Here is a 22,019-nt window from a genome sequence, read left to right on the forward strand (position 1 = left end):
AAAGTGCTAGAGCCAACAGTAATGAGAACTCACTACTCTCATAAATTTAAGTAAGTTAAGTAAAAGCTATATACACCGATAAGACGAAAGTAAGAGGTACTGATTCATTAGCATAAACATGATTTGGCTAAACCTTATGATTAAAAGTACTAGTATTGATAAGGGTATTAAATACAACAAGAATTTTGATAGCGGCGAATCCAACTTTTTCACCGATAGTGAGAGTCAATGCTCAATGCTCGTAGACGCTTTATTCGGGGGCTGTGAAGGTTATGTTCTGCTGTCATTTATGTATCCATTGATGCAATCGATTCAGACTGTGGTGAAGCAAGTAAGGTTTGCCCATATACAAAACCAAAATAACCAATAAATATTAATAACTTAAGTTATTCATCAATTAAAAATTCCTACAAAAAAGGCGACAGTAAAAACTGTCGCCTTTCTAATATCTTGTTACTCAGTTAAAGCTTATTCCCAATCAAGAATTACTTTACCAGACATACCAGAGCGCATCATGTCGAAGCCTGCTTGGAAGTCGTCTACTTTGTAGTGGTGAGTAATGATTGGAGACAGATCTAGGCCAGACTGGATTAGTGAAGCCATCTTGTACCAAGTTTCGAACATCTCACGACCGTAGATACCTTTGATAACCAAGCCTTTAAAGATCACTTGGTTCCAGTCTACTGCCATGTCTGATGGTGGAATACCTAGTAGCGAGATCTTACCGCCGTGGTTCATGTTAGTTAGCATGCTGTTGAACGCAGATGGTACACCTGACATTTCTAGGCCTACATCGAAGCCTTCAGTCATGCCAAGATCAGACATTACGTCTTCAAGCTTCTCTTCCATCACGTTTACTGCGCGCGTTACACCCATCTTCTTAGCAAGATCTAGGCGGTACTCGTTTACATCAGTGATTACAACGTGACGAGCACCAACGTGCTTAGCAACAGCTGCAGCCATGATGCCGATTGGGCCAGCACCCGTAATTAGCACATCTTCGCCTACTAGGTCGAAAGAAAGCGCTGTGTGTACTGCGTTGCCAAACGGGTCAAAGATTGATGCTAGATCGTCAGAGATTTCTGCAGGGATCTTAAATGCGTTGAACGCAGGGATCACAAGGAACTCAGAGAATGCACCAGTGCGGTTCACACCAACACCTGTTGTGTTACGACAAAGGTGAGTACGGCCGCCACGACAGTTACGACAGTGACCACATGTGATGTGACCTTCGCCAGATACACGGTCGCCGATTTCAAAACCACGAACTTCTTGGCCGATGCCAACAACTTCACCCACGTATTCGTGACCTACTACCATAGGTACTGGAATTGTGTTTTGTGACCACTCATCCCAGTTGTAGATATGTACGTCAGTACCACAAATTGCAGTTTTCTTAATACGGATAAGAAGATCATTATGACCCATTTCAGGTTTTTCAACCTCGGTCATCCAAATGCCTTCTTCAGGCTTAAGCTTAGAAAGTGCTTTAATTTTCATAATGTTACCTAGTTCATCTCGCCTAACTGTAAGGCGAGAATCAAAAATCTATATGTTCTATTGGGTGTTGCTCTATCTAATTAAAGGATGCCGTGGCACCCCTTTAAAATTAGATGATGCCCATGTCTTTACCAACTTGGATGAACGCATCAATTGCGCGGTCTAGTTGCTCACGAGAATGTGCAGCAGACATTTGCGTACGGATACGAGCTTGGCCTTTTGGTACTACAGGGAAAGAGAAACCTACAACGTAGATGCCTTTCTCTAGTGCGCGCTCTGCGAACTCAGCCGCTACTTTTGCATCACCAAGCATGATTGGGATGATTGCGTGATCTGCACCGCCCATAGTGAAGCCAGCTTCTTCCATGCGAGTACGGAAGTGAGCAGAGTTTTCCCATAGTTGAGTACGTAGGTCGCCAGATTCAGCTAGGAGATCTAGAACGCGGATAGACGCAGATACGATTGCAGGTGCAACAGAGTTAGAGAATAGGTATGGACGAGAACGCTGACGTAGCCAGTCGATCACTTCTTTCTTACCAGAAGTGTAACCGCCTGAAGCGCCACCCATTGCTTTACCTAGCGTACCAGTGATGATATCGATACGGTCTACAACGTTGTGGAACTCGTGAGTACCTGCGCCGTTTTCGCCCATGAAGCCCACAGCGTGAGAGTCATCAACCATTACTAGTGCATCGTACTTGTCTGCAAGGTCACAGATAGCAGGAAGGTTAGCCACTACGCCGTCCATTGAGAACACACCGTCAGTTACGATTAGTGTGTGACGAGCACCCGCTTCTTTAGCAGCGATAAGTTGCTGCTCTAGCTCTTCCATGTTGTTGTTCGAGTAACGGAAACGCATTGCTTTACACAGACGAACACCATCGATGATAGATGCGTGGTTTAGTGCGTCAGAGATGATTGCGTCTTCTTTACCTAGAATCGTTTCGAACAAACCAGCGTTTGCATCAAAACAAGATGTGTAAAGGATAGTGTCTTCTTTACCTAGGAACGTAGAAAGCTTTTGCTCTAGTTCTTTGTGAGAATCTTGAGTACCACAGATGAAACGTACTGAAGCCATACCAAAACCGTGCTGATCCATACCGTCTTTAGCCGCTTCGATAAGATCAGGGTGGTTAGCAAGGCCTAAGTAGTTGTTTGCACAGAAGTTTAGTACTTCTTCACCAGTCGAGATAGAAACCGCTGCTTTTTGAGCAGAAGTGATAATGCGCTCAGACTTGTAAAGACCTTCTTCTTTAACTTCTTCGATTTGAGTTTGAATCTGTTGGTAAAATGCAGAAGACATTGTCTATTCCTTCCTAATTATTATTCAGCAGCATCGCGCGCCGCATTATGTAGGGGATGTAAACGATTTCAATTCGATCATTTACACTGTAAAACTTATACCCCTATTCTAGTTGAACATCACCTTCTCGATTATCCCTTTATTTGGAAAAACATTAATGAATCACAGGCACGAATAATGGTTCATCCCAGTGACACAGGGCACATAAACGCGTCTTACCTGCTCTTTTTAACGTCAAATCCCCTTCCGTTTGTCTCTAATTTCACTTTCATATCAGATCTCTATTTTTCATCTCAGAACGATATGGTGATGATTATCCGCTTCTCTTAGAATGTGCATCAGCAACGCCGCTATACAGATAAGCTACAAACACATCAATCTATCAGAGCAATCACGCTAAGCAATTAATGAAATTGATTCACAAATCCAAGCAAATCGCTCACAATCACTTTACGCTCATCGCCGAAACTCGTGGATACTTATGGTCAACCCTAAACTCATCGCCCTACTTCCAGATCTCGCCTCATTCATTTTAGTGGTAAATGAAGGGAGCTTTACTGCGGCAGCAAAACAGTTAGGGGTAACACCTTCAGCCTTGAGTAAGCTCATCACTCGCTTGGAAAAAGCACTGTCGGTGAAACTGTTTGAACGAACCACTCGTACCCTTATCATCACCCAAGCAGGTCAGTTGGTATACGATCAGAGCGTGGTGATGATCAACGCGGCGCAACAAGCCGTTGAGCTTTCAACCTCCGACCATACTGAACCTGCGGGCTCTATAACGGTGGCAGCGCCTGAGGCGTTCTTAAACTCAGTGCTACAGCCTTTTGTTGTTCCATTCTTAAGTCAATATCCAAAGATCCAGCTCAAGTTAAGAGCGGCTGATGGAGACATCGATATTTTACGTCAAGGCATAGACATCGCGTTCCGCCTGACCGATAAGCCCGACGAAAGCTTAGTATTAAAAGAGTTAGGCAAAACCAACCTCGTGTTATGTGCAAGCCCTGACTATTTAGAAGTGAAAGGGGTTCCTCACCACCCTACTGAGCTGTCTGAACACGACTGTTTGTATCTTGCTGAGACAGACAAAGACCACATTTGGGACTTTCTTAAAGATGATGAGTTTCACACGGTACCCGTCAGTGGACGTTACGCAGTTAACCACTCACAGATGCGGCTAAAAGGTGTGAAAGAAGGTCTAGGTGTCGGTATTTTCCATGACTTCGTGATTCAAGATGCATTGGCTGAAGGTTCTGTAGTGCAAGTCTTGGAAGATTGGACCATCAAGAGTAATTACCATGGTGCTATCGCAATGCAGTTTGCTCAAACCAAGTACATGCCTGCCCGATTGCGTGTATTCATTGATTACGCGATGGAACATTTGGGTGACAAGCTGGCAGGAGAAATAAATTAATGCTGAAAGGAATACACCACGCCGCCATTATTTGCTCAGACTACGAATTATCTAAACGCTTTTATACGGAAGTTTTAAAGCTTGAAGTGATTGCTGAGAATTATCGTGAAACACGTCAGTCGTATAAGCTCGACTTGGCACTGCCTAATGGCGCTCAAATAGAATTATTCAGCTTCCCTAACGCGCCTGAAAGACCAAGCTTTCCTGAAGCTCAAGGGCTAAGACACTTAGCTTTCTATGTGGATGACGTTCAAGAAATCAAGAACTACTTGGAAGCACAAGGAATCGAAGTCGAACCGATTCGAATTGATGAATTTACAGGTAAAGCATTTACCTTTTTTGCCGATCCTGACGGGCTGCCGTTAGAGCTTTATGAAATCTAGATCTTTATCAAATATAGAGTTATATCAAGTTTAATGTCTTATTAGTAAACAGAGCATGTCATCTGATTATTGAAACTGACCTCCTCAAAAAGAAGGTCAGTTTATCTATCAATTAACTCAATGCTGTCTTGAATTTCTCGACACGAGAGAACAGTAACCAATCCAATAGCATTGCTGTCACGATCGTCGCACCCGCCAGTGGAAACAGTACTGAAATAACTATCACGGTCACTAAACCTGTCTTCCAAAGTCCTGCATCACCAAACTTCGGTGGCGTACCAAGCTTTCTTTGACCTGAAGGTCTGCGCATCCACCACATTACACCGCCAGTCACTGACACAACAATGAACGCCAAGCAAAACAAAGCATTTAGAAGCTTATTGATGATACTGATGTCACCTTGGTGCAATGAAATACCAACTGCTAGCGTCTTGGCGATGAAGTTGTAATCTTGCCAGGTCACTTCACCAAGGATACGACCTGAGTATTGATCTAGGTGCGTGGTACGATCTTGGGTTGGATCAATGATATCTCCGCCCATTGTATTGGCTGTGACCGTGTAAACACCCGTTTCTGAACGCGGGAAATTCACTTTGTATTGTGTAAAACCAAGTGAGTGCGCCTTTAGGACAACATCATCAATGTCAAAACTGCTTGCTGACAACACATGCTGAGAGTGCTCTTCATCCATTTTAGAATGATCATGAGCTTCAGACACCTCTTCTAAATGATGGACGTGTTCAGCTTGCTTATCTTGAGACAAAGGCAGCAGTGTCTGTTCTAAATTCCATGGAAGCTCTTCTTCTGAACCATGGTTTAGGGAAGCGTGCGTCTTATCTGACAATGGTATATCGTCCCACATTTGAGCCGGGAAAGTGCTCCATGCTTGAACAAGCTTACCGCCCCAGAAACCAGTCCACGCTAATCCCGAAAGGATAAACAACAGTAGAATAAGCGATAACGTGCCACCAATGTTCGCATGCAGGTCTCGCATCAGTACGCGCGGTCCGGATGAGACTCTCAGCTTAAGAAAACCGGCACGGCTTGCGTTGTCTCTTGGTAACCATAGGTAAATACCGCTGATAAGAAGCAGAATCGATAAGCTGATTGCAACCTCAATCAGATAGTCGCCCCAGTCACCGATTAGTAAGGTGCCATGAATATCATTCGCGAGTTGATAAAGGCTATCGCTGCGCGGAATCTCTCCGACCACTTCGCCAGTGTATTGATTCACGGTGGCGAAAACGGACGTTCCGTCCTCAAGTGATACTGAAAAACGGTTAGCCAGATCAGGGACTTTGCTAGGTACAAACTGTGTCACCGTACCTTGTGGGTATTGATGTTGTACGGCAGCTAATTGTTGTGACACCTTGATCGGTTCGCCCGATACCGCAATTTCAATCGCATCTTGATGGAAAGCAAGTTCGATTTCATCGTCAAACAGCATCACCAAACCAGTAATACTCAACATCAACATAAATGGGATAACGAATAGCCCAGCATAGAAGTGCCAGCGCCATGTGAGGAAGTAGAGGGTTTTATTGCGGTCTTTCGTTTTTACACTGCTTGCTGACTGCGAATTAGTTTGTGCTTTCGCAGAGGCTTGAGATTCATTTCTCAACATTATTATTTCCTTTGACACACGCAAACATACCTTCTGAAAAATCAGAAAGTAATCGGAGCATGTTTAACTTTACTTAATACTATATTTTTTAATTGTTTTAATGGGTTAGGTTTAAGCAATATCAAAGGGAGGGCCGCGTGGAACTTGCCTCGTGTAGCGTTCGCTTAGAGCCAAAAAAGCGTAGCTGTCGGAGACAATAGAACTCAGTCGAGTTGTCAGTAGTGTAGTTGGAAGTTCATCTTGGTGAAACGTGGAAAAATGGCTAAACGGACACGGTTTTCCTTTATGTGTGTTTGGTTCACCTTCTTCAATCTGAACCAGTTCAAAGCCATTGACCGTACATAACGACGCCCATACTCCCGCACTGTTACCATGAGCATTGATAACAGGCATTAATGTTACTAACGCCCAGCTTAGTGCTGTTGCAAGTAACATGGAGAAGTTGAACGAGGTTCGGCGCATTATTCCAAATCTTTATAAATTTCCCTTATTATGGGGCACTTGGAATATAGGTAAACGTAAAGATTAACATCAGGTTAAAAAATTGAAGCTAACGCACACTCTATTTAGTTAAAAACTGGTTACAACAGAAGCACTAATAAAATATTACGTACTTCAGTGCATCAAACTGATTAGAAAAAAGACAATTAAAAACGCCGCTTATATTTTCCTGAAAAAGGAAATATAAGCGGCGTTTTAGAAGTTGAACTTTGTTATCTACTAACTTGTTTTGGTAACTCTAGCGAACAAGATGGCTATCGGCGTGATAGATAAGCAAACTCAATTGATTAGCAAGTTAGCCGAAGATCTTACTCCAAATGCTTGGATTACGCTTCTCATGGTACTCTTCACGAAGGCCGTCAATAGTACGAAGTTCCTGCTGTGCCGACGCTAAGTCACCTTGGTCTAGCTTCTGCTCAATGCTATCCAGTGATGCACTGATCTTTTTGAAGCCTTCCATGAAGTTATCTTCTTTCTCTACTGGGTAAACACCCGTTTTCAGCTCTGCTACTAGCGTATCTAAACGAACGATAGGCTTTTGCATCTCTTCAATGCTTTGAGCTTCTGCCGCTTGTTTGAATGCAAGCTTCATTTCTTGCATGTTTTTCTTAAGGTCTACATTAGCAAATGCGTTGCCAGACAATACTGAAGCAGCGATTAAACCAGATAAAAGGATTGAGCGAGTTTTCATTGTTTCTCCAAGTGAAGCGGTGTCTTTGAAGTTAGAGCCATCATTACTGTGGCACTTCGACTTTATTATTTTCCGGCTAGTGTATACAAAAATCCGTCACGCACAAAAATTGATTGTGTCGAAATGCAAACTAGCTAACTAATAAAAGATGATCAATCACTCAAACTCCGAAAACTCAGCGATAGATTCACGCCCATGTAAAGCTAAAAATGCCAAGAATTGCTGTGGTGAATGAGTGATCACTTTACTCGAATCGACACCCACTTCATCTAACAATGCAGCGACTAAGTCCAAACCACCGACATCTAAACAGAAATGCGCGTCGCTGCCTGTAGTAATAAACGCACCCTTCGCTTTCGCTATTCTTGCAATCTCATAACAGCGGTCAACGCTGCCAACTCGGCTATTACCTTTAAGTGTGGTGTTGTTGATTTCAATCGCTACGTTATGCTCAACCGCACATTGAATGACAGTTTCAAAATCGAAATCAAAATTAGGATTCCCTAGATGACCAAGCGCATCAATTCGCCCGCCCTTAATCACGTTCACGAGAGCCTCTGTATGCGTTGCGACATCCGATGGCCGAAAAACGGGCTCGTGGAAGCTTGCAATCACCCAATCCAAGTTCTTATCTACACTAGGATGAATATCGATTTCACCTTGAGTGTTCATGATGTTCGACTCAACACCACGAATAATCGCAACTTCTTCGATAAATCGAGGAAGGACACGTTGGTTACTGAAGAACCAATAGTGTGGCGCGCCCGGCATTGATTCTGAATGGTCGGTAGTACAAAACATGGCTAAACCATTTTGTTTTGCCGACTTGGCATTTTCGATCAATGTGCTGTAAGCATGACCACTTGCGTATGTATGAGTGTGAGTATCTACTTTGAGTTCCATGAATCAATGCCCTCTTCGCTTGGTCAAAAAACGTTTTTCAGAAAGTAACTCTGAACTTCTTTCTGGAAAGGAGTGCCTGCATCTTTTTCTGAAAAGAAATACCTAATGGCAGCAATGCGACCAGTTTATCAGCTGAAAGTGACAATTAGCACCCAAACATAAAGGTTTATTATTCATTCCTTTAGACAACTCAAAATAACGCGGAAAGCCCTAACTTATCGGCAATGAACTCAGTAATTACGCCAATTTTTTGCAACCTACCCAAGTTCGTCAATACTTAAACCAGTTACCAAACTGGAGTGTTAGATGAGAAGAAGACGATATCCGCTGAGTATCCACATCACTAGCCTTTTCCTAATTTTGACAACACTTGTCGGTGCGGTATTGATTTCGATAAGTTATCGGCACTCTCAAGAGCTGCTGTTAGGCACCGTGCGCGAGATCAGTAATGAGCACCGCGATAAACTCGAATCAGTATTTAAACAAGCCATTGCCCCGGTCATCACAACCTTAAATGTGATGGCGGTGAGCCCGTTTGTTGCTCATCAAACCACCTCAGTCGAGAAAGACTCTTGGCTTGCCTCGGTCGATATCATCTTCAAGCAAAATACCAACTTGGTCGCTCTGTTCTATGGTTCAGAAGATGGTGACTTCAGGATCTTTCGCCCTCTGAGCTCCATTAAACAGAGAGCCGACAACAACGCACCCGCTAAAGCGACAATGATGGTCAGCAGCACCAATCTAGATGGTGAAAATTTTATTACCTTTCTCGATGGTGCACATCAAGTGATCAGTACCAGACAAGCCGAGAGTAAATTCAACCCAACCACTCGACCTTGGTTTCGTAACGCAAAGCCCGACGGCTCAATACAACTTTCTGAGCCCTATCTGTTCTACTTCCTAAAAATCAATGGCATTACGCTCTCTAGGCGCTCTGCAGATGGCAAACATGTCGTCGGCGCGGACTTTACGTTGAAATCTCTCTCTTCCCAGATCGGTGGATTGGCCTATTCCCCGCAAACCCGACTCGCTTTGTTCGATCAACATTTTAATCTTCTCGGCCAACATCAACTTGATTTATCGATACCCAAGCTGACCTCCCAGCCTAACGACACAAGTAAAACTGAGAAGCTCTCTGGCAGTGAGCAAGACCTAAACTTCTTTAATGTGCCCAAGCGTGAACAAATGGAAGCATTGAAAGCATCCGTCATTGCACCACTTATCTCCGACGAGGAGAAATTAAACCTAAACCTAAAAAACATTGAGTACAACTTAAACACTTGGGCATTAACGCTAACGCCTGTTGAGCTCACTCAGAATGTCACTTTATATTTGGCAGAAGCAACGCCGCATAATGAGCTGCTCGCTGATCTTATCTCGATGCGTGACAAGCAAGTCGCCGTCGCGATTGGGATGTTGTTCATCTGCTTCACTATCGTATGGTTTGTTGCCAATCGTCTGTCTCAGCCACTCAATACGCTCATGCAACTCACCGACAACATCGCAAGATTTGACTTCAGGCGTACTCATTATCCCAAAAGTATGATTCAAGAAGTGGCTAACCTCGCTCACTCGATTGAGCTGATGGAACATACGCTTCATGATCTGATTACACTACTTCGAGACACCGCCGGAAATCAGGAGTTTTCTATCTTAGCCAAGAACATTGCTCATCAAAGCTATTTAATTACCAAAGCAGAAACCATTGTCCTCTTCACTCAATCAAAAGAGAAAGACGTGTTTGATACGGCAGCTAACCTTGCCATTATCCCTTTTAAGGCCGACATCAATGACTTCATTAAACACACCCCTTGGTTGCTGTGTCAGCTTAAATCTGGAGAGACGATCCATTTAAACAGAGAAGACAATGTTCTCAACTATTACCAGGATTCGATCTTCAATTCAGACCTGTACCTTTTTCCACTATTAAACCGAGAGAAACTACTAGTGGGTATTGTGGTCATTGGCTATGAAAGACCAATTACTAAGATGCAAGCGGACAAGCATGCCTTTTTGCGAGAGCTACTCAGTTTTGCGGAAATAGCCAAAGATAACATCGACCAAATGCAGCAACAAAAAGACATGCTAAATGCCTTTATCGAGCTGATTGCGTCGGCGATTGATACCAAATCACCGTACACGGGTGGGCATTGCCAAAGAGTGCCTGAACTCACCAAATGGCTGACTCAAGCGACCATTGATGATGACCGCTATTACCCACAATTCTCATTGGAGAGTAAACAGTGGGAAGAGTTAATGCTCGCTGCTTGGCTTCATGACTGCGGCAAGGTAACCACACCTGAGTACGTGGTAGACAAGGCAACAAAACTGGAAACCATTTACGACCGAATACACGAAGTGCGAATGCGTTTTGAGGTGTTGAAACAGCAAGCGGAAACCGATTACTGGAAAGCCATAGCAAACGGTGCGCTTCAAGAAGAACAACTCAAAATACTCGAACAAAGCCTGTCTGAACTGGATGAGGAGTTTGCCTTTGTTGCTGAGTGTAACCTTGGTGGCGAATCTATGACGGAAGAGCAGCTAGAACGCTTGGACCACATAGCGAAACGCCAGTGGAAGCGCACATTAGATGATCAATTAGGGCTGTCTTGGTCTGAAAAAGAGAGGTTTAACACTCAGCAAGACACAGCACTACAAGATTCAACTGAACCAAATGAAAACAAGCAAACTCTTCCTGTGATGGAGCCCTTACTGGCTGACAAACCTGAACATAAAATACAGTGGGATAATGGCTTAAACCCTGCTGATATCTGGCAAGAAGAGTTCGTACTCAAACCTGGAGAAGTAAAATACAACCAAGGTGAACTGCATAATTTGAAAGTGCGCCGTGGTACGTTAAACGATGAAGAGCGGTTTATGATCAACGATCATATTATTCAAACCTTCACCATGCTCAATAAGCTGCCTTATCCATCTTATCTCAAGAGCATTCCAGACATTGCCAGCGGCCATCACGAGCGTGTCGATGGTAAGGGCTACCCAAGAGGCTTAAACGAAGACCAACTACCTCTACCTTCAAGAGCGATGGCAATTGCCGATGTGTTTGAGGCCCTCACTTCCAGTGACCGTCCGTACAAGAAAGGCAAACTGCTAAGCGAATCACTCAACATCATGACCGATATGGCCACCAGCGGTCATATCGATCCCAAGTTGTATTTACTGTTTTTGGAAAACAAAATCTACGACAAATACGCTGAGCGATTCCTAGAAATGAACCAACGCTGCGAGATTGACCCGCACGAACACATCGACCGAGTAAAAGAGTACATACGCTCATTGTTCTAAGTTTTAAGTTTTAAGTTCTAGGCTAACCATTCAGAGGATAAGCCATAGCTCAATAGTTAGCTTTTAGCTGCCGAGTCCAATACCGCAACGTCCACTACAGTCGCTACAGCCACTGTGGTGTGCGGTTTCTGGTTGGCTTTCGTCTTGCTGTATCTTTTCGCTAGTAGCGTGTTGGTGATGCTCGCCACGACAATCAGGTTAATACCAATCATCTGCTGAGTAGAAAACACATCATCAAAGAACAACCCCTGCCAAAGCGCGCTAAACAGCATGTTAGTAAAAATCAGAGGTGCCAACTGGGAGCCACTGTCTGCGAGCTTATACGCTTTGGAACGGAAGATTTGGGTATTAATGGTAAACAGTGCAAGACCAAGTGCTCCGAGAGCAATCCAACGTAATTTGTCAAAAGACAGTAACGCCGACACGAAGCCTTTTTCAGCACTTTCAAGAACATCAGGCACCGCAGAAACTGAAGTAAACACCACCATTGGTATCACAATAATTGCCGCAACTAAAAAGGTCCACGCGTTAAGCTCTGCTGGTGTCAGGCTAGTTTTAGACGCTCGGTACAAACTCACTTGCGAGCCAGAATTAAATACCCCCGCGAGAAGCCCAAGCAGAAGCGCAGGTCTAAAGAACTCCGAACCCAACTCAAACTGCGACCAATCCCCTGCCATCATCACTACGCCAACAAAGGTGACAGCTAAACACACTATCGTCGTTGTATGAATCTTGGTTCTAAATATTAACTTTTCTAACAATGGAATAAACAGAGGACCCGTACTGAACAACACGACCCCTTCAACTAGCGTTAAGGTTTGCAGTGAAGTAAGAAAACACCACTGACACGCCACCATAAAGATCGCCCGCATCACCAAAGGTTTCCACATTTCTCGTGTCGGCTTGCTGATTTTGTAAAAGGTCAGAAAAAGAAATAAAAACAGACTGGGTAACAAAAAACGCACGAAACTGAGTAACGAAGTGGGCATCACTTCAGATAGATACTTGGCCATCAAGCCGCTTAAAGACAAACTGAACGTCGACAACAACATGAAAGTCGTCGCCTTGGTAATATCAGACATAATTATCACCTCCTATGACATCTATTTTAGAGGCGTGACGTAATGAAAAATAGCGAGTAATATTAACCATAACTGTAAGGAAAACTTACCAATGAAAAAACTCGTTCCGCTTAAATCCGTTTACGCTTTCATTGCTGTTGCTGAGACTGGCAGCATGACCGACGCCGCTCGGGTATTGTACGTCAGTCACTCTGCGGTAAGCCAAGCGATAAAGTCGTTAGAACAACTGGTCAACAAGCCTCTGTTTCAACGAGTCGGTCGTCGTGTTGTTCTTAATGCCGCCGGTAAGCGATATTATCGAAAAGTCGCCCCAGCGCTTGAACAAGTGATAGAGGCGACCGAAGAGCTTGCCAGAACGCCTAACGACCACCGCATTACCCTCAACATGGTCAATTCGCTCGCGATGCACTGGTGGATCCCACGAGTTCCCGACTTCCAAGCCTTCGCACCCTCACTTGATATCCGCATTTCGACGCTGACTGGCCCTTTCGATATCGAGCAGGAAGGGGTCGATGTTGCGCTGGTACATGGCAAACCCAACGAGTGGGAACAATATTACAGCGAGAAACTGGGCGACGATGATCTGGTCTTGGTGTGCAGCCCTACTCTATTAAAAAACCAGACCGGATTGAGCGTCGATCAACTCGTCAAACAAAACCCGACCATTGGCGTTTTTAACCTCAGGCGGCAACACGACTGGCAAGTGTGGTGTGACAATTACCAAATCCCAATGCCCACATTCCATAGCAACCTCACGTTCGATGTCTCCATTCAAGCAGTGCAAGCTGCAATTCGTTCACTAGGCGTATTGGTTACACATCGCTTGTTTGTGAAGGATGACATCAGCCATGGGATGCTCGTCGAACTGGGTAAACCGGTTGCTAACCCGCACCAAGATTTTTACTTTGTTTGCCCGAAAAACAAATTAAAACAAGAAAGTGTGCTAAAACTGAGAACATGGTTAAGACATGAATTCACACGCTCAGAGACAGCACTGAACGATGACATTCAAGAGCAAGACCGAACTATCAATCAATAAGCGAGTAACAGCTCTGCAAGCTTACAAGAGGCCATTATGATTATTACCACCACGCAATCAGTCGAAGGCAAGCGCATTGTCGATTACAAAGGGGTTATTGCTGGAGAAGCTATCCTAGGGGTGAACGTTTTCAAAGATATGTTTTCGGGGATTCGTGACTTTGTGGGTGGACGTTCTGGCACCTACGAAAAAGAACTGGAAAAAGCACGTAATTATGCATTCAAAGAGTTAGAACAGAAAGCGATTGAAGCAGGTGCTAACGCGGTGGTCGGTGTCGACATCGATTACGAAGTTTTAGGAACAGGTAATGGCATGTTGATGGTGTCTGCTAGTGGCACGGCGGTGGTAGTTGCTTAGTCGGTGGCAAACCCATCGCTCAATAGCTCTATCCATCGAATAACGGATTCATTCGCTTAATCATGTGATTCTCTAAAAAACGCCCCTTAGCTAAATCGCTAGCTAAGGGGCGTGATTGTATGCGTTACCAAGTTAGATTTGAGTATCTCTAACTCGCGCGATCTGCAGGCTCAGAGAGCATGGCATCAAAAGAGGCAATTCGAGCCAAAAACTCTTTTCTATCTTTAGGCATAATTGATCTTGCCATTGGTAAGTTAGCCTTCATCGCATCGACGGCGCGACCACGAACCAATACCTCAAAGTGCAAGTGCGGGCCAGTAATACGGCCAGTAGCACCCGATAGCGCAATTTTCTGACCTCGTTTAATTTGCTGACCTTTCTTAACTAAGAAGCGGCTCAAGTGAAGATAACGGGTCGTATATACACTGTTGTGTTCAATCACCAAATATTTACCAGCATACGGGTGGTCACGAAGTGCCACCACACGACCATCACCTGTTGAGTAGATAGGTGAACCAACAGGTGTCGCAAAATCGGTACCATTGTGCGGTGAGATTCGCCCAGTTACGGGGTGTCTTCGTGTCGGATTGAACGAAGAAGTGATTCTTCGGAATTTTCTGTCGACTGGGTATCTATCAAAGGCTTGCTCTAGACTATTTCCCTCTCTGTCATAGAAAAGACCATCTGGTGCTAGAAAAGCTCCCACTTCTCGGTTTCTCAACTTAATGGAGATCCCTTGAACTTCCGTTTTTCCTGTAAGGTGATCGTCTGTGTACTGCTCATTAACCAGCACATTAAAGCTATCACCAGCTCTGAGCTCTCTAGCGAAGTTGACTTTGTCTTTTAGTGTGCGGGTGATATTGGCTATCTGGTTAGTAGTTAACCCCGCTTTATAGGCTGACGTTGAAAAGCTGCCATGAACGCTACCCTTATAAAGCTTTTCCTTCCATTCACCAGGCATTTCATTGAATTGGTAATCAAAGCTTCCGTCATCATTTTTCGTAAATACAGCTTGCTCTACGAGGCTTTCATGGAAAATCAGCTCAACGAGTTGTTTAGAGTCACTATCCAACAGCAACTCTAGATGATCACCAGGCTTTAATGTGTCGAGTTTCAAAGACTCCAGATCCGCCTCCATTACCTTTTGAACCGTTCCATAAGGCAGTTTCCATGACGAAAATATATTGCTTAGCGTGTCACCAACTTTCACAAAATAATGAACTTTGACCAAAGAGTTGGGAGTCGGTTGCGAATCGACACCTCCCTCATCATTCGGTTGAAAATTTTGATAAGGTGTGATTTTGATAGAAATTTCTGGTGCTGGTTCGGAGTGAAAAGAGAGCAAAGCAGCAAGGAAAAATGCACTGATAGCAATAACGATCAGGCCAATACGGAGGAACTTCATAAAATACTTAGCGGTTATAACGAGGAACTTAGAAAGTGTTATAACATAACAATTCAATCAAAAAAACAAATGGAATGTAAGAAACCGTAGCGCGATAGGTGTGAAAGTATGGTGAGCGTGCAAAGCCCACCACCTTAGTTAACACGGATCTTTACCTCACATTACTCTTCACGAAGTGCTTCGAAGCGTTCTAAACCGCGCAGCATTTCAAAGTCAGGTTCATCAGCCAATAGCTCTCTCATTGAGCCACTGGCTTCAACCGAGCGCTCTAAGTCATCGATCGCTTGACCTTCAGCACCTAACCTTGCGTAAGCACAAGCACGTTGATACAGGGCGTGAGCATTTTGATCGTCCACTTCCAACACGCGATTACATAAGCTCATCGCCCAGTGGTACTCCTGCATGTCCATTGCGGCATCGGCTTTGTAAGTTAGTGCTTCCAAATCACCCGGGCGGACTTTTAAGATTTCATCATAGATCTCAATTTTTTGCTCGGCGGTTTGAGCATTCTGAGCCCTTAACCATAAATTATGAATTTCGTTGATGATTTCGATTTCTCGGTTGTTCTCTGAGATGATTCGAGTCTTACGCTTAAGATCCCTTTCAAGAACGTTAAACTTCTTCTCATAATCTTGGGCAATGTCGTTGAGTCGTCGGTCTGCCATCTCTTTGGTGGTGTGTTTCAACTCTTTGAGTGATTGCCAACCCACCAATGCAATAAGAGAAGCTACACCAGCAATAATGTAGAAGAAATACGTCACGGTCACATTGGCATAGTTCAACGATTTATCCGCTACTGCCAATTCACGATCTGTCATCTGAATGGTGAGACGCCTTTCAAGATCCTGCTGTTCCATTCGTAGTTGCTTCAACTCATCCAAGATATAGCGTTCCATCAGTGGTCTATCCAAATATTCCTGTTCAGAGTATTTATCCTCTTCGCTTGCAAAACTCATCGAGCTGAACACCGAGATAACTAAAATCAATAAGATTCGAAGCATTATACATTCCTTATATATTTCATCTTTAAGCTAACTGTATCTTGTAATAGGTATACAAGCCAGGAAGTCGACAAACTTGGCTTGTCCGCATTGGAATTAACACTCTAAAACATCATTGATAATTATAAAACACCTGAAGCAACATCATTAATTTCTAAATTATAAAAATACCGCGTAATACTGTTCTATATAATTAATTCGCGATGCGAACATACCGATAGTTGATTTATTGCATCGAGATGAATTTTATATTAATAACGATCAGAACGAGGTTAATTTGAATAATCCACGATACGATTTAGTAAGCCGTGTACTGCACTGGGCAATGGCTTCTGTAATCATCTATGCAACAATTGCAGGGTATGTGATGCACTATGTTACCAGTCATCCAGAGCTGTTTTCTTTTCTGTCGGTACTCAATATGTCATTGGCGACAGTGGCAACACCATTGTTCGTGGTTCGTTATGTCTGGAGTCACTTCCGGTCATCGCCAACCATGCCAACTTCTGTGCCTAAAGGGCAAAAATGTGTAGCGAAGCTTGCACACTCTTTGATGTACCTTACGATGTTTATGGTCTTCAGTACTGGTTACTTAATGCTAAAAGAACCGTACTCTTTATTTTGGCTAGTGAGCGTAAATAATCTAATTACTGACTCTGCAATCAATGGCTTCTTTTTTTATTTACATCGTGCCAGTTGTATTGCCCTAGCCTGTTTAATTGTGCTGCATGTCAGTGCTGCACTTAAACACCACTTTGTCTCTAGGAACTATGTTTTGAAGATGATGCTTTAGGTATTAGGGGCGAGCTTTAAGCACTAAAATTGTTCTCCAAAGTATTCGATGCGACCATATAACATTAAGAAACTTAATGTTGTTTGCACAAATAAAAAAGCCATAGCATGTTCGCTATGGCTTTCTTATTTCAACTCGCTTACTTGGCTTGGGTATCAAGCATCACTTGCCAGTATTCACATTTTGCCAAGAACTCTTTTAAATAAAGTTCTGGGTTAGCAAGCTTCTCGCCGCCTTTAACATCGGCGCCAGTCACTCGCCAAAAGCCACGAGTTACCAAGTTTCGATGATAAATAAAATCGTTGAGTTCATTTTTCGTCAAAGGAAGCTGCTCACCAAACGTCTGTTCGTATAGGCTCAACGTAGAGGCTTGTTCACTTGGCTTCTCCCTTAAAAAGGTATCCAGATCCAAACCTAATGACTGTTGCTGCTCTTTTGATAAGGCTTTAGCTAATTTAGAGATCACAGTAAACAGCGCCAGTTCTACTTTTTGTGATGCTAATAACGACGCACCCAAAAGTGCATGTTCATTGGATACGTGTTGCTCTGTTGATGAAACGGTAGCTGTTGTCACTGTGTTAACCTCAAATAGTCATAATGGATGTTACGGAGCGATTCCAATTACGCGCTTTTGCTAAGCTGGATTCGTTCAGCATCAACAATCATAAAGCCAGTTGCGTCTTCGCTTTTCTCTACTTGTACTAAACCTTTAAAGCCAATTTGCGACAACTTTTTCGCAAGGTGCTCTGGCGCTGTTTCAAAAACAACCGTCATAAAAGGTAAGTGCTCTGCGTCAACAAAGCCATGCTCGTTAAACAGTTCCATTGCTTGAGATAAATGGTCTGAGTCGGTTAATTCAATAATTTCTACAACTTCTTCCAACAACATTTTCGATTCCATATTCGCCAGAAAGTGACTGACACAAGCACGCCTGTTTGCTCGCATACACCCCGATGCCCGAAGACACCCCTTTAGTAGTAGGGAGATCATAACATATTAATGATCGTAAATTATGTATTATTTTCCTTTAACCCAAGGGGTATTGGCAAGCAATAGACATTAGCACAACATACCACCTATCGAAAATCAGAACCTAAATTAGAGCCATCAGGCTACTGTAACGTGAGAATCACTCGTTTCTACAATCGATTCCTTCAGCAACCCAGCATAAACTCCATTGTGAGCCACTAACTGTTGATGACTACCTTGCTCAACAATTTCACCCTTTTCCAACACGAGAATGGTGTCCGAGTGGCGAACGGTGCTCAAGCGATGTGCAATCGCAATCACGGTTTTTTCCTTAAACAGACGCTGCATCGCTTTTTGGATAAGGTCTTCGGTGATTGAATCTACCGAACTGGTCGCCTCATCAAGCATCATCAATTGCCCCCCCTGTGCAACCGCTCGTGCGAACGAAATAAGCTGCGTTTGCCCCACAGACAAATTGGAGCCATTCTTTTCCAGATGGAAATCATAACCTTTAGGGAGTTGTTCAATAAACCTATCGGCATAAACATAGCGCGCCGCCTGTTCAACCTCTGTTCTAGATAAATGTGTTTTACCCAGTGCAATATTGAACTGAATTGTTTCTTCAAATAAGTGTACGTCTTGCATCATCATTGAGAACAAATGAGCAGAGTCTTCGCTTGAGATCTGCGACAACTCTATTCCATTCAACAAAATGCTACCTTCATAGTCTTGGTAAGTTTTAGAGATCAAACGCAGAATCGTCGACTTACCCGAACCCGTCGAACCCACAAGCGCGATTTGATGTCCTTTCTCCAATACAAACGAAACATTCTTTAGGACATAGGGAGAGTCATCTTTATAACGGAAGCTCACGCTCTTAAACTCAAGGCTCACAAACTGTTCAAGCTGTTTCTCTACCTCGTTAGACGGCAAAAGGTTGCGTCCTTCCTCTTCAGTTGGCTCAACAAACAGTTCTTCAATATGATCGAACGCTGCAAATGAGCTCTGAATTGATGCAATTTGCGAAGTAAAATCGCGGATCGGCACGAACACTTTTTCTAAGGTGTTGATGAACGCAATCAGCACACCCAAGGTGAGCGCCCCTTCTATCACTTGCTCAGAGCCATACCAGATCATAATCGCGATGGTAATAGAGGTGATGCCAGAGATAAACGAGAACAAAATCGCATCGTATTTATTGATCTTCTTTTGCGCTCTCAGAAACTCATCGGTATAGCCTTGGTAGCGTTGCTCGACTTGCTCTTCCGCTCGGTACATCTGAACGGTTTTCATGCCAAATAAGACTTCTTGTAAGAAGCCAATACCGCGAGCTAGCGAAGAACGAGTCACCTTATATAAAGCACGAAGCCGGTTTCTCACATACACCGTCAAGTACATCACTGGTGGCATGATAATCAACACAATCATCGTTAACTGCCAATCAATGAAGAACATCATCATCAACAGAGCAATGGTATTAATGCTGTCTTTAACTAGCCCTACAACCGATTGAACAAACGTCTCGCCGATGGTTTCCAAGTCACTGGTTAGTCGTGAAAGCGTTACGCCAATCGGTGTGTTATCAAAATAGCTACGTGGCAGTTTAAGCACGCGAGCGAACAGCACTGAGCGCATGTCAGTTATCGTATATTGTCCGGTTTTACGCAGGTTGTACGAATAGGTTGTATCCACAACATAGCTCGCCACCAACACGGCAACGAGATAGAAGACGTATTCGAGCAAACCATCCATATCACCGTGACTCAGGTGAACATCGATCACTTGAATGATCAGCCAAGGGAACAACAAACTCGTGATGACAGAAAGAGGAAGCATAGCGATGCCCAGAATCGCAGAGCCTTTGTATTTCTTAGCAAACTTAAAAAAGTGCTTGAGGTACTTGAGATCAACACCTTTTAACATGCTGCTGCCTCCGTTTCGTTCTGCTGTAGCTGCCATGTATCGTAATAGTAATCACACGTTTTCAATAACGTCGCGTGGTCGCCCTTCGCGATCACTCTACCTTCGTTCAACACGATGATTTCATCCATATATTCAAGGGCATTAACGCGGTGTGAAACCACAAGAACCGATTGATTTTCCAAGCGCTTAAACAAGCCTTCCAAGATCTTACGTTCTGTTTCATAGTCGACAGCCGATAGAACGTTATCCATGATGATCAGATCGGTGGGTTGTAATAGAGCACGAGCAATACTTAAGCGCTGCTTCTGGCCACCCGACAACATGATCCCTTTCTCACCGACTAAAGTTTGATCACCATGCTCAAAACGCGTCACGTCACTGGCCAACTGGCTGAGCTCCAGCACTTCATCAACCTGACTCTTTGCCAAACCAGTATCTAGGCTACCAAAGCGGATGTTGTCTTCGACGGTTGCTGAAAACAGGTAAGGGTCTTGCGTCACGGTTTTAACATAACGGCGTAAGTCACTGCGTGAGAAGCTTGTGACATCTCTTTCGCCAAGAAAAACTGAACCTTCGGGTACATCCAAGTGATGGTTCAAGCAATTCACTAATGTCGTTTTCCCCGCTCCGATTCCGCCTAGCACACCCACTTTCTTACCAGCAGGAATATCAAAGCTGATGTCATCGAGAATCACGCGTTCTTCACCTGAATAGCTAAAGCTGAGGTTGCGAACGGAAAACGCTTTTCCCTTGAGCGATTCAACATCTAATTCAGTAAGCTTATCTTCATCAAGCTCTGGAACTTTGGCATTAAGAATGGTTTGTGCACTTTGAATGCCTACCATGCCACGCTGATAAATCGTCGCGATTCTGCCAAGCTGCATCAATGGCATAGCGAGTAAAACCGAGTAAGTTAGGAAAGCGGTTATCTCACCAAGTGTGAGTTCCTGCCTCATCAGCATGAAACCACCCAGACCAAGAATGATAATTTTCATCAGGTCATTGGCATAATCGAGCACCGGCATAAAGAAGACTTGAATGCGAGTGATCTTAAGGCGACATTCAAGCAGTAGCTGATTGAGCTTTTCGGTTTCCGCCTTCACCCAAGGTGACATCTGCTGGCTTTTAATCAGATCAATCCCGGATAAATAGCTCATCAATTGCGCAGACAAGTTTTGCAGCCGCTTCATATGCTCTAAATGCAGCGTTTTCATACGCTTGAAGCCCACACGGAAAATCACAAAAGCGATTGAGATAGGAATAATCGAATAAAGCGTTAATTCTGGTGAAATACGCCACATGTACAGAGGCGTCAGCGACAGTGCTAACAACGCATTAAAGAACTGCAGGAAGCCGACACCAAACATTAAACGAATACCGCTCAGATCATTGTTGATGATTGAGATCAAGCGACCAGAAGCAAAGCGTTCGTGAAAACTGCTTGGTAAGCGGTTTAGCTTTTGTAAAAGGGTACTTTTAAGCGCAGCCTCTGTAATTCGTCCCGGATTAAGCGCATAAATACGAGACAAAATTCTCACCACAACCATGGCAACCGACATACCGACCACAATCCAAACATAGGTTTGAAGCTGTTGGTGGCCAGTGGAAGAGGCATCATCAATCAAATCTATCGCCAATTGGATATAACGAGGGATCTCTACTTGTAACCAGTTGACGAGAAAGATGAACACAATCGCCAACAAGTACGAGGTGCGATTCATGCGCAGATAATGGGCAATAAACTGTCTTTTATTCATAGTATTCTTTGTTTGGGGCAGGCTCACAGCGAGATTTAGCGATCTGACCGGGCAGTTAAACTAGATAG

At 43.8% G+C, this 22,019-nt stretch carries 19 protein-coding genes; 6 read left to right on the top strand and 13 right to left on the bottom strand.

The window, feature by feature from the left end; translation table 11 throughout:
* Window positions 1–468: 468 nt before the first annotated feature.
* The gene (tdh, locus tag ATB74_RS06715) at window positions 469–1,500 is read right to left on the bottom strand and encodes an L-threonine 3-dehydrogenase (protein ID WP_061017438.1); all 1,032 of its coding nucleotides are present in this window, start codon (window positions 1,498–1,500) and stop codon (window positions 469–471) included.
* Window positions 1,501–1,609: 109 nt separating this feature from the next.
* On the bottom strand, window positions 1,610–2,803 hold the full coding sequence (locus ATB74_RS06720; RefSeq protein ID WP_061017440.1) for a glycine C-acetyltransferase: 1,194 nt from the start codon (window positions 2,801–2,803) through the stop codon (window positions 1,610–1,612).
* Between the two features lie 481 nt (window positions 2,804–3,284).
* On the opposite strand from ATB74_RS06720, the gene ATB74_RS06725 reads away from it, so the two are divergent.
* Window positions 3,285–4,217: a LysR family transcriptional regulator gene (locus tag ATB74_RS06725; protein WP_061017441.1), complete on the top strand. Its 933-nt coding sequence runs from the start codon at window positions 3,285–3,287 to the stop codon at window positions 4,215–4,217.
* Window positions 4,217–4,600 (top strand): SMU1112c/YaeR family gloxylase I-like metalloprotein, encoded by a 384-nt coding sequence (gene gloA2, locus ATB74_RS06730; protein ID WP_061017444.1) that lies wholly within the window; start codon window positions 4,217–4,219, stop codon window positions 4,598–4,600. Before ATB74_RS06725 ends, gloA2 begins: the two co-directional genes overlap by 1 nt.
* A 112-nt stretch (window positions 4,601–4,712) precedes the next feature.
* On the opposite strand, the gene ATB74_RS06735 is transcribed toward gloA2, so the two are convergent.
* From ATB74_RS06735 to ATB74_RS06750, 4 genes are all read right to left on the bottom strand, one after another.
* On the bottom strand, window positions 4,713–6,224 hold the full coding sequence (locus ATB74_RS06735) for a PepSY-associated TM helix domain-containing protein (protein ID WP_061017446.1): 1,512 nt from the start codon (window positions 6,222–6,224) through the stop codon (window positions 4,713–4,715).
* Window positions 6,225–6,335: 111 nt separating this feature from the next.
* Entirely contained in the window at window positions 6,336–6,686 is a 351-nt protein-coding gene (locus ATB74_RS06740; RefSeq protein WP_060981558.1) for a hypothetical protein, read from the bottom strand.
* A gap of 334 nt (window positions 6,687–7,020) precedes the next feature.
* A complete protein-coding gene (locus ATB74_RS06745; RefSeq protein WP_017059534.1) occupies window positions 7,021–7,416 on the bottom strand; it encodes a cytochrome b562 in 396 nt (131 codons plus the stop codon).
* 156 nt (window positions 7,417–7,572) lie between these two features.
* Window positions 7,573–8,319 carry a phosphatase gene (locus ATB74_RS06750; RefSeq protein ID WP_061017448.1) on the bottom strand — a complete coding sequence of 249 codons (747 nt, stop codon included), beginning with the start codon at window positions 8,317–8,319 and terminating at the stop codon, window positions 7,573–7,575.
* Window positions 8,320–8,625: 306 nt separating this feature from the next.
* Between ATB74_RS06750 and ATB74_RS06755 the strand changes: the two genes are divergently transcribed.
* Window positions 8,626–11,625: an HD domain-containing phosphohydrolase gene (locus tag ATB74_RS06755; protein ID WP_061017450.1), complete on the top strand. Its 3,000-nt coding sequence runs from the start codon at window positions 8,626–8,628 to the stop codon at window positions 11,623–11,625.
* A gap of 56 nt (window positions 11,626–11,681) precedes the next feature.
* On the opposite strand, the gene ATB74_RS06760 is transcribed toward ATB74_RS06755, so the two are convergent.
* Entirely contained in the window at window positions 11,682–12,707 is a 1,026-nt protein-coding gene (locus ATB74_RS06760) for a DMT family transporter (protein WP_061017452.1), read from the bottom strand.
* A 91-nt stretch (window positions 12,708–12,798) separates the two neighbouring features.
* On the opposite strand from ATB74_RS06760, the gene ATB74_RS06765 reads away from it, so the two are divergent.
* Together ATB74_RS06765 and ATB74_RS06770 are read left to right on the top strand one after the other, a co-directional pair.
* The gene (locus ATB74_RS06765; protein ID WP_061017454.1) at window positions 12,799–13,746 is read left to right on the top strand and encodes a LysR substrate-binding domain-containing protein; all 948 of its coding nucleotides are present in this window, start codon (window positions 12,799–12,801) and stop codon (window positions 13,744–13,746) included.
* Between the two features lie 36 nt (window positions 13,747–13,782).
* Window positions 13,783–14,103 carry a heavy metal-binding domain-containing protein gene (locus ATB74_RS06770; RefSeq protein WP_004730185.1) on the top strand — a complete coding sequence of 107 codons (321 nt, stop codon included), beginning with the start codon at window positions 13,783–13,785 and terminating at the stop codon, window positions 14,101–14,103.
* A gap of 148 nt (window positions 14,104–14,251) precedes the next feature.
* Here ATB74_RS06770 and ATB74_RS06775 read toward each other — a convergent pair whose 3' ends face one another.
* Both ATB74_RS06775 and ATB74_RS06780 read right to left on the bottom strand, forming a co-directional pair.
* The gene (locus ATB74_RS06775; protein WP_061017456.1) at window positions 14,252–15,508 is read right to left on the bottom strand and encodes a peptidoglycan DD-metalloendopeptidase family protein; all 1,257 of its coding nucleotides are present in this window, start codon (window positions 15,506–15,508) and stop codon (window positions 14,252–14,254) included.
* Window positions 15,509–15,669: 161 nt separating this feature from the next.
* A complete protein-coding gene (locus ATB74_RS06780; RefSeq protein WP_061017458.1) occupies window positions 15,670–16,509 on the bottom strand; it encodes a tetratricopeptide repeat protein in 840 nt (279 codons plus the stop codon).
* A gap of 277 nt (window positions 16,510–16,786) precedes the next feature.
* Between ATB74_RS06780 and ATB74_RS06785 the strand changes: the two genes are divergently transcribed.
* The gene (locus ATB74_RS06785; RefSeq protein ID WP_081090071.1) at window positions 16,787–17,302 is read left to right on the top strand and encodes a cytochrome b; all 516 of its coding nucleotides are present in this window, start codon (window positions 16,787–16,789) and stop codon (window positions 17,300–17,302) included.
* A 139-nt stretch (window positions 17,303–17,441) separates the two neighbouring features.
* Here the strand turns inward: ATB74_RS06785 and ATB74_RS06790 are convergent, their stop codons facing one another.
* The 4 genes from ATB74_RS06790 to ATB74_RS06805 all read right to left on the bottom strand — a co-directional run bounded on the left by ATB74_RS06790 (window position 17,442) and on the right by ATB74_RS06805 (window position 21,951).
* Window positions 17,442–17,876 carry a hypothetical protein gene (locus ATB74_RS06790; RefSeq protein ID WP_061017460.1) on the bottom strand — a complete coding sequence of 145 codons (435 nt, stop codon included), beginning with the start codon at window positions 17,874–17,876 and terminating at the stop codon, window positions 17,442–17,444.
* A 47-nt stretch (window positions 17,877–17,923) separates the two neighbouring features.
* Entirely contained in the window at window positions 17,924–18,190 is a 267-nt protein-coding gene (locus ATB74_RS06795; protein WP_061017461.1) for a hypothetical protein, read from the bottom strand.
* A 219-nt stretch (window positions 18,191–18,409) separates the two neighbouring features.
* The gene (locus tag ATB74_RS06800; protein ID WP_061017463.1) at window positions 18,410–20,194 is read right to left on the bottom strand and encodes an ABC transporter ATP-binding protein; all 1,785 of its coding nucleotides are present in this window, start codon (window positions 20,192–20,194) and stop codon (window positions 18,410–18,412) included.
* Window positions 20,188–21,951: an ABC transporter ATP-binding protein gene (locus ATB74_RS06805; protein WP_060981567.1), complete on the bottom strand. Its 1,764-nt coding sequence runs from the start codon at window positions 21,949–21,951 to the stop codon at window positions 20,188–20,190. The genes ATB74_RS06800 and ATB74_RS06805 overlap by 7 nt, the downstream gene beginning before the upstream one ends.
* Window positions 21,952–22,019: the final 68 nt, after the last annotated feature.

The organism is Vibrio splendidus, from assembly GCF_001557875.1.
Lineage (GTDB): Bacteria > Pseudomonadota > Gammaproteobacteria > Enterobacterales > Vibrionaceae > Vibrio > Vibrio splendidus_F.

Bases quoted from the DNA above. Each gene is read 5' to 3' on its own strand.
- ATB74_RS06720 (WP_061017440.1), bottom strand. From the start codon at position 2,803: ATGTCTTCTGCATTTTACCAACAGATTCAAACTCAAATCGAAGAAGTT.
- ATB74_RS06780 (WP_061017458.1), bottom strand. From the start codon at position 16,509: ATGCTTCGAATCTTATTGATTTTAGTTATCTCGGTGTTCAGCTCGATG.
- ATB74_RS06755 (WP_061017450.1), top strand. From the start codon at position 8,626: ATGAGAAGAAGACGATATCCGCTGAGTATCCACATCACTAGCCTTTTC.
- ATB74_RS06735 (WP_061017446.1), bottom strand. From the start codon at position 6,224: ATGTTGAGAAATGAATCTCAAGCCTCTGCGAAAGCACAAACTAATTCG.
- gloA2 (WP_061017444.1), top strand. From the start codon at position 4,217: ATGCTGAAAGGAATACACCACGCCGCCATTATTTGCTCAGACTACGAA.
- ATB74_RS06740 (WP_060981558.1), bottom strand. From the start codon at position 6,686: ATGCGCCGAACCTCGTTCAACTTCTCCATGTTACTTGCAACAGCACTA.
- ATB74_RS06805 (WP_060981567.1), bottom strand. From the start codon at position 21,951: ATGAATAAAAGACAGTTTATTGCCCATTATCTGCGCATGAATCGCACC.
- ATB74_RS06725 (WP_061017441.1), top strand. From the start codon at position 3,285: ATGGTCAACCCTAAACTCATCGCCCTACTTCCAGATCTCGCCTCATTC.
- ATB74_RS06765 (WP_061017454.1), top strand. From the start codon at position 12,799: ATGAAAAAACTCGTTCCGCTTAAATCCGTTTACGCTTTCATTGCTGTT.
- ATB74_RS06775 (WP_061017456.1), bottom strand. From the start codon at position 15,508: ATGAAGTTCCTCCGTATTGGCCTGATCGTTATTGCTATCAGTGCATTT.
- ATB74_RS06795 (WP_061017461.1), bottom strand. From the start codon at position 18,190: ATGTTGTTGGAAGAAGTTGTAGAAATTATTGAATTAACCGACTCAGAC.
- tdh (WP_061017438.1), bottom strand. From the start codon at position 1,500: ATGAAAATTAAAGCACTTTCTAAGCTTAAGCCTGAAGAAGGCATTTGG.
- ATB74_RS06770 (WP_004730185.1), top strand. From the start codon at position 13,783: ATGATTATTACCACCACGCAATCAGTCGAAGGCAAGCGCATTGTCGAT.
- ATB74_RS06760 (WP_061017452.1), bottom strand. From the start codon at position 12,707: ATGTCTGATATTACCAAGGCGACGACTTTCATGTTGTTGTCGACGTTC.
- ATB74_RS06750 (WP_061017448.1), bottom strand. From the start codon at position 8,319: ATGGAACTCAAAGTAGATACTCACACTCATACATACGCAAGTGGTCAT.
- ATB74_RS06800 (WP_061017463.1), bottom strand. From the start codon at position 20,194: ATGTTAAAAGGTGTTGATCTCAAGTACCTCAAGCACTTTTTTAAGTTT.
- ATB74_RS06745 (WP_017059534.1), bottom strand. From the start codon at position 7,416: ATGAAAACTCGCTCAATCCTTTTATCTGGTTTAATCGCTGCTTCAGTA.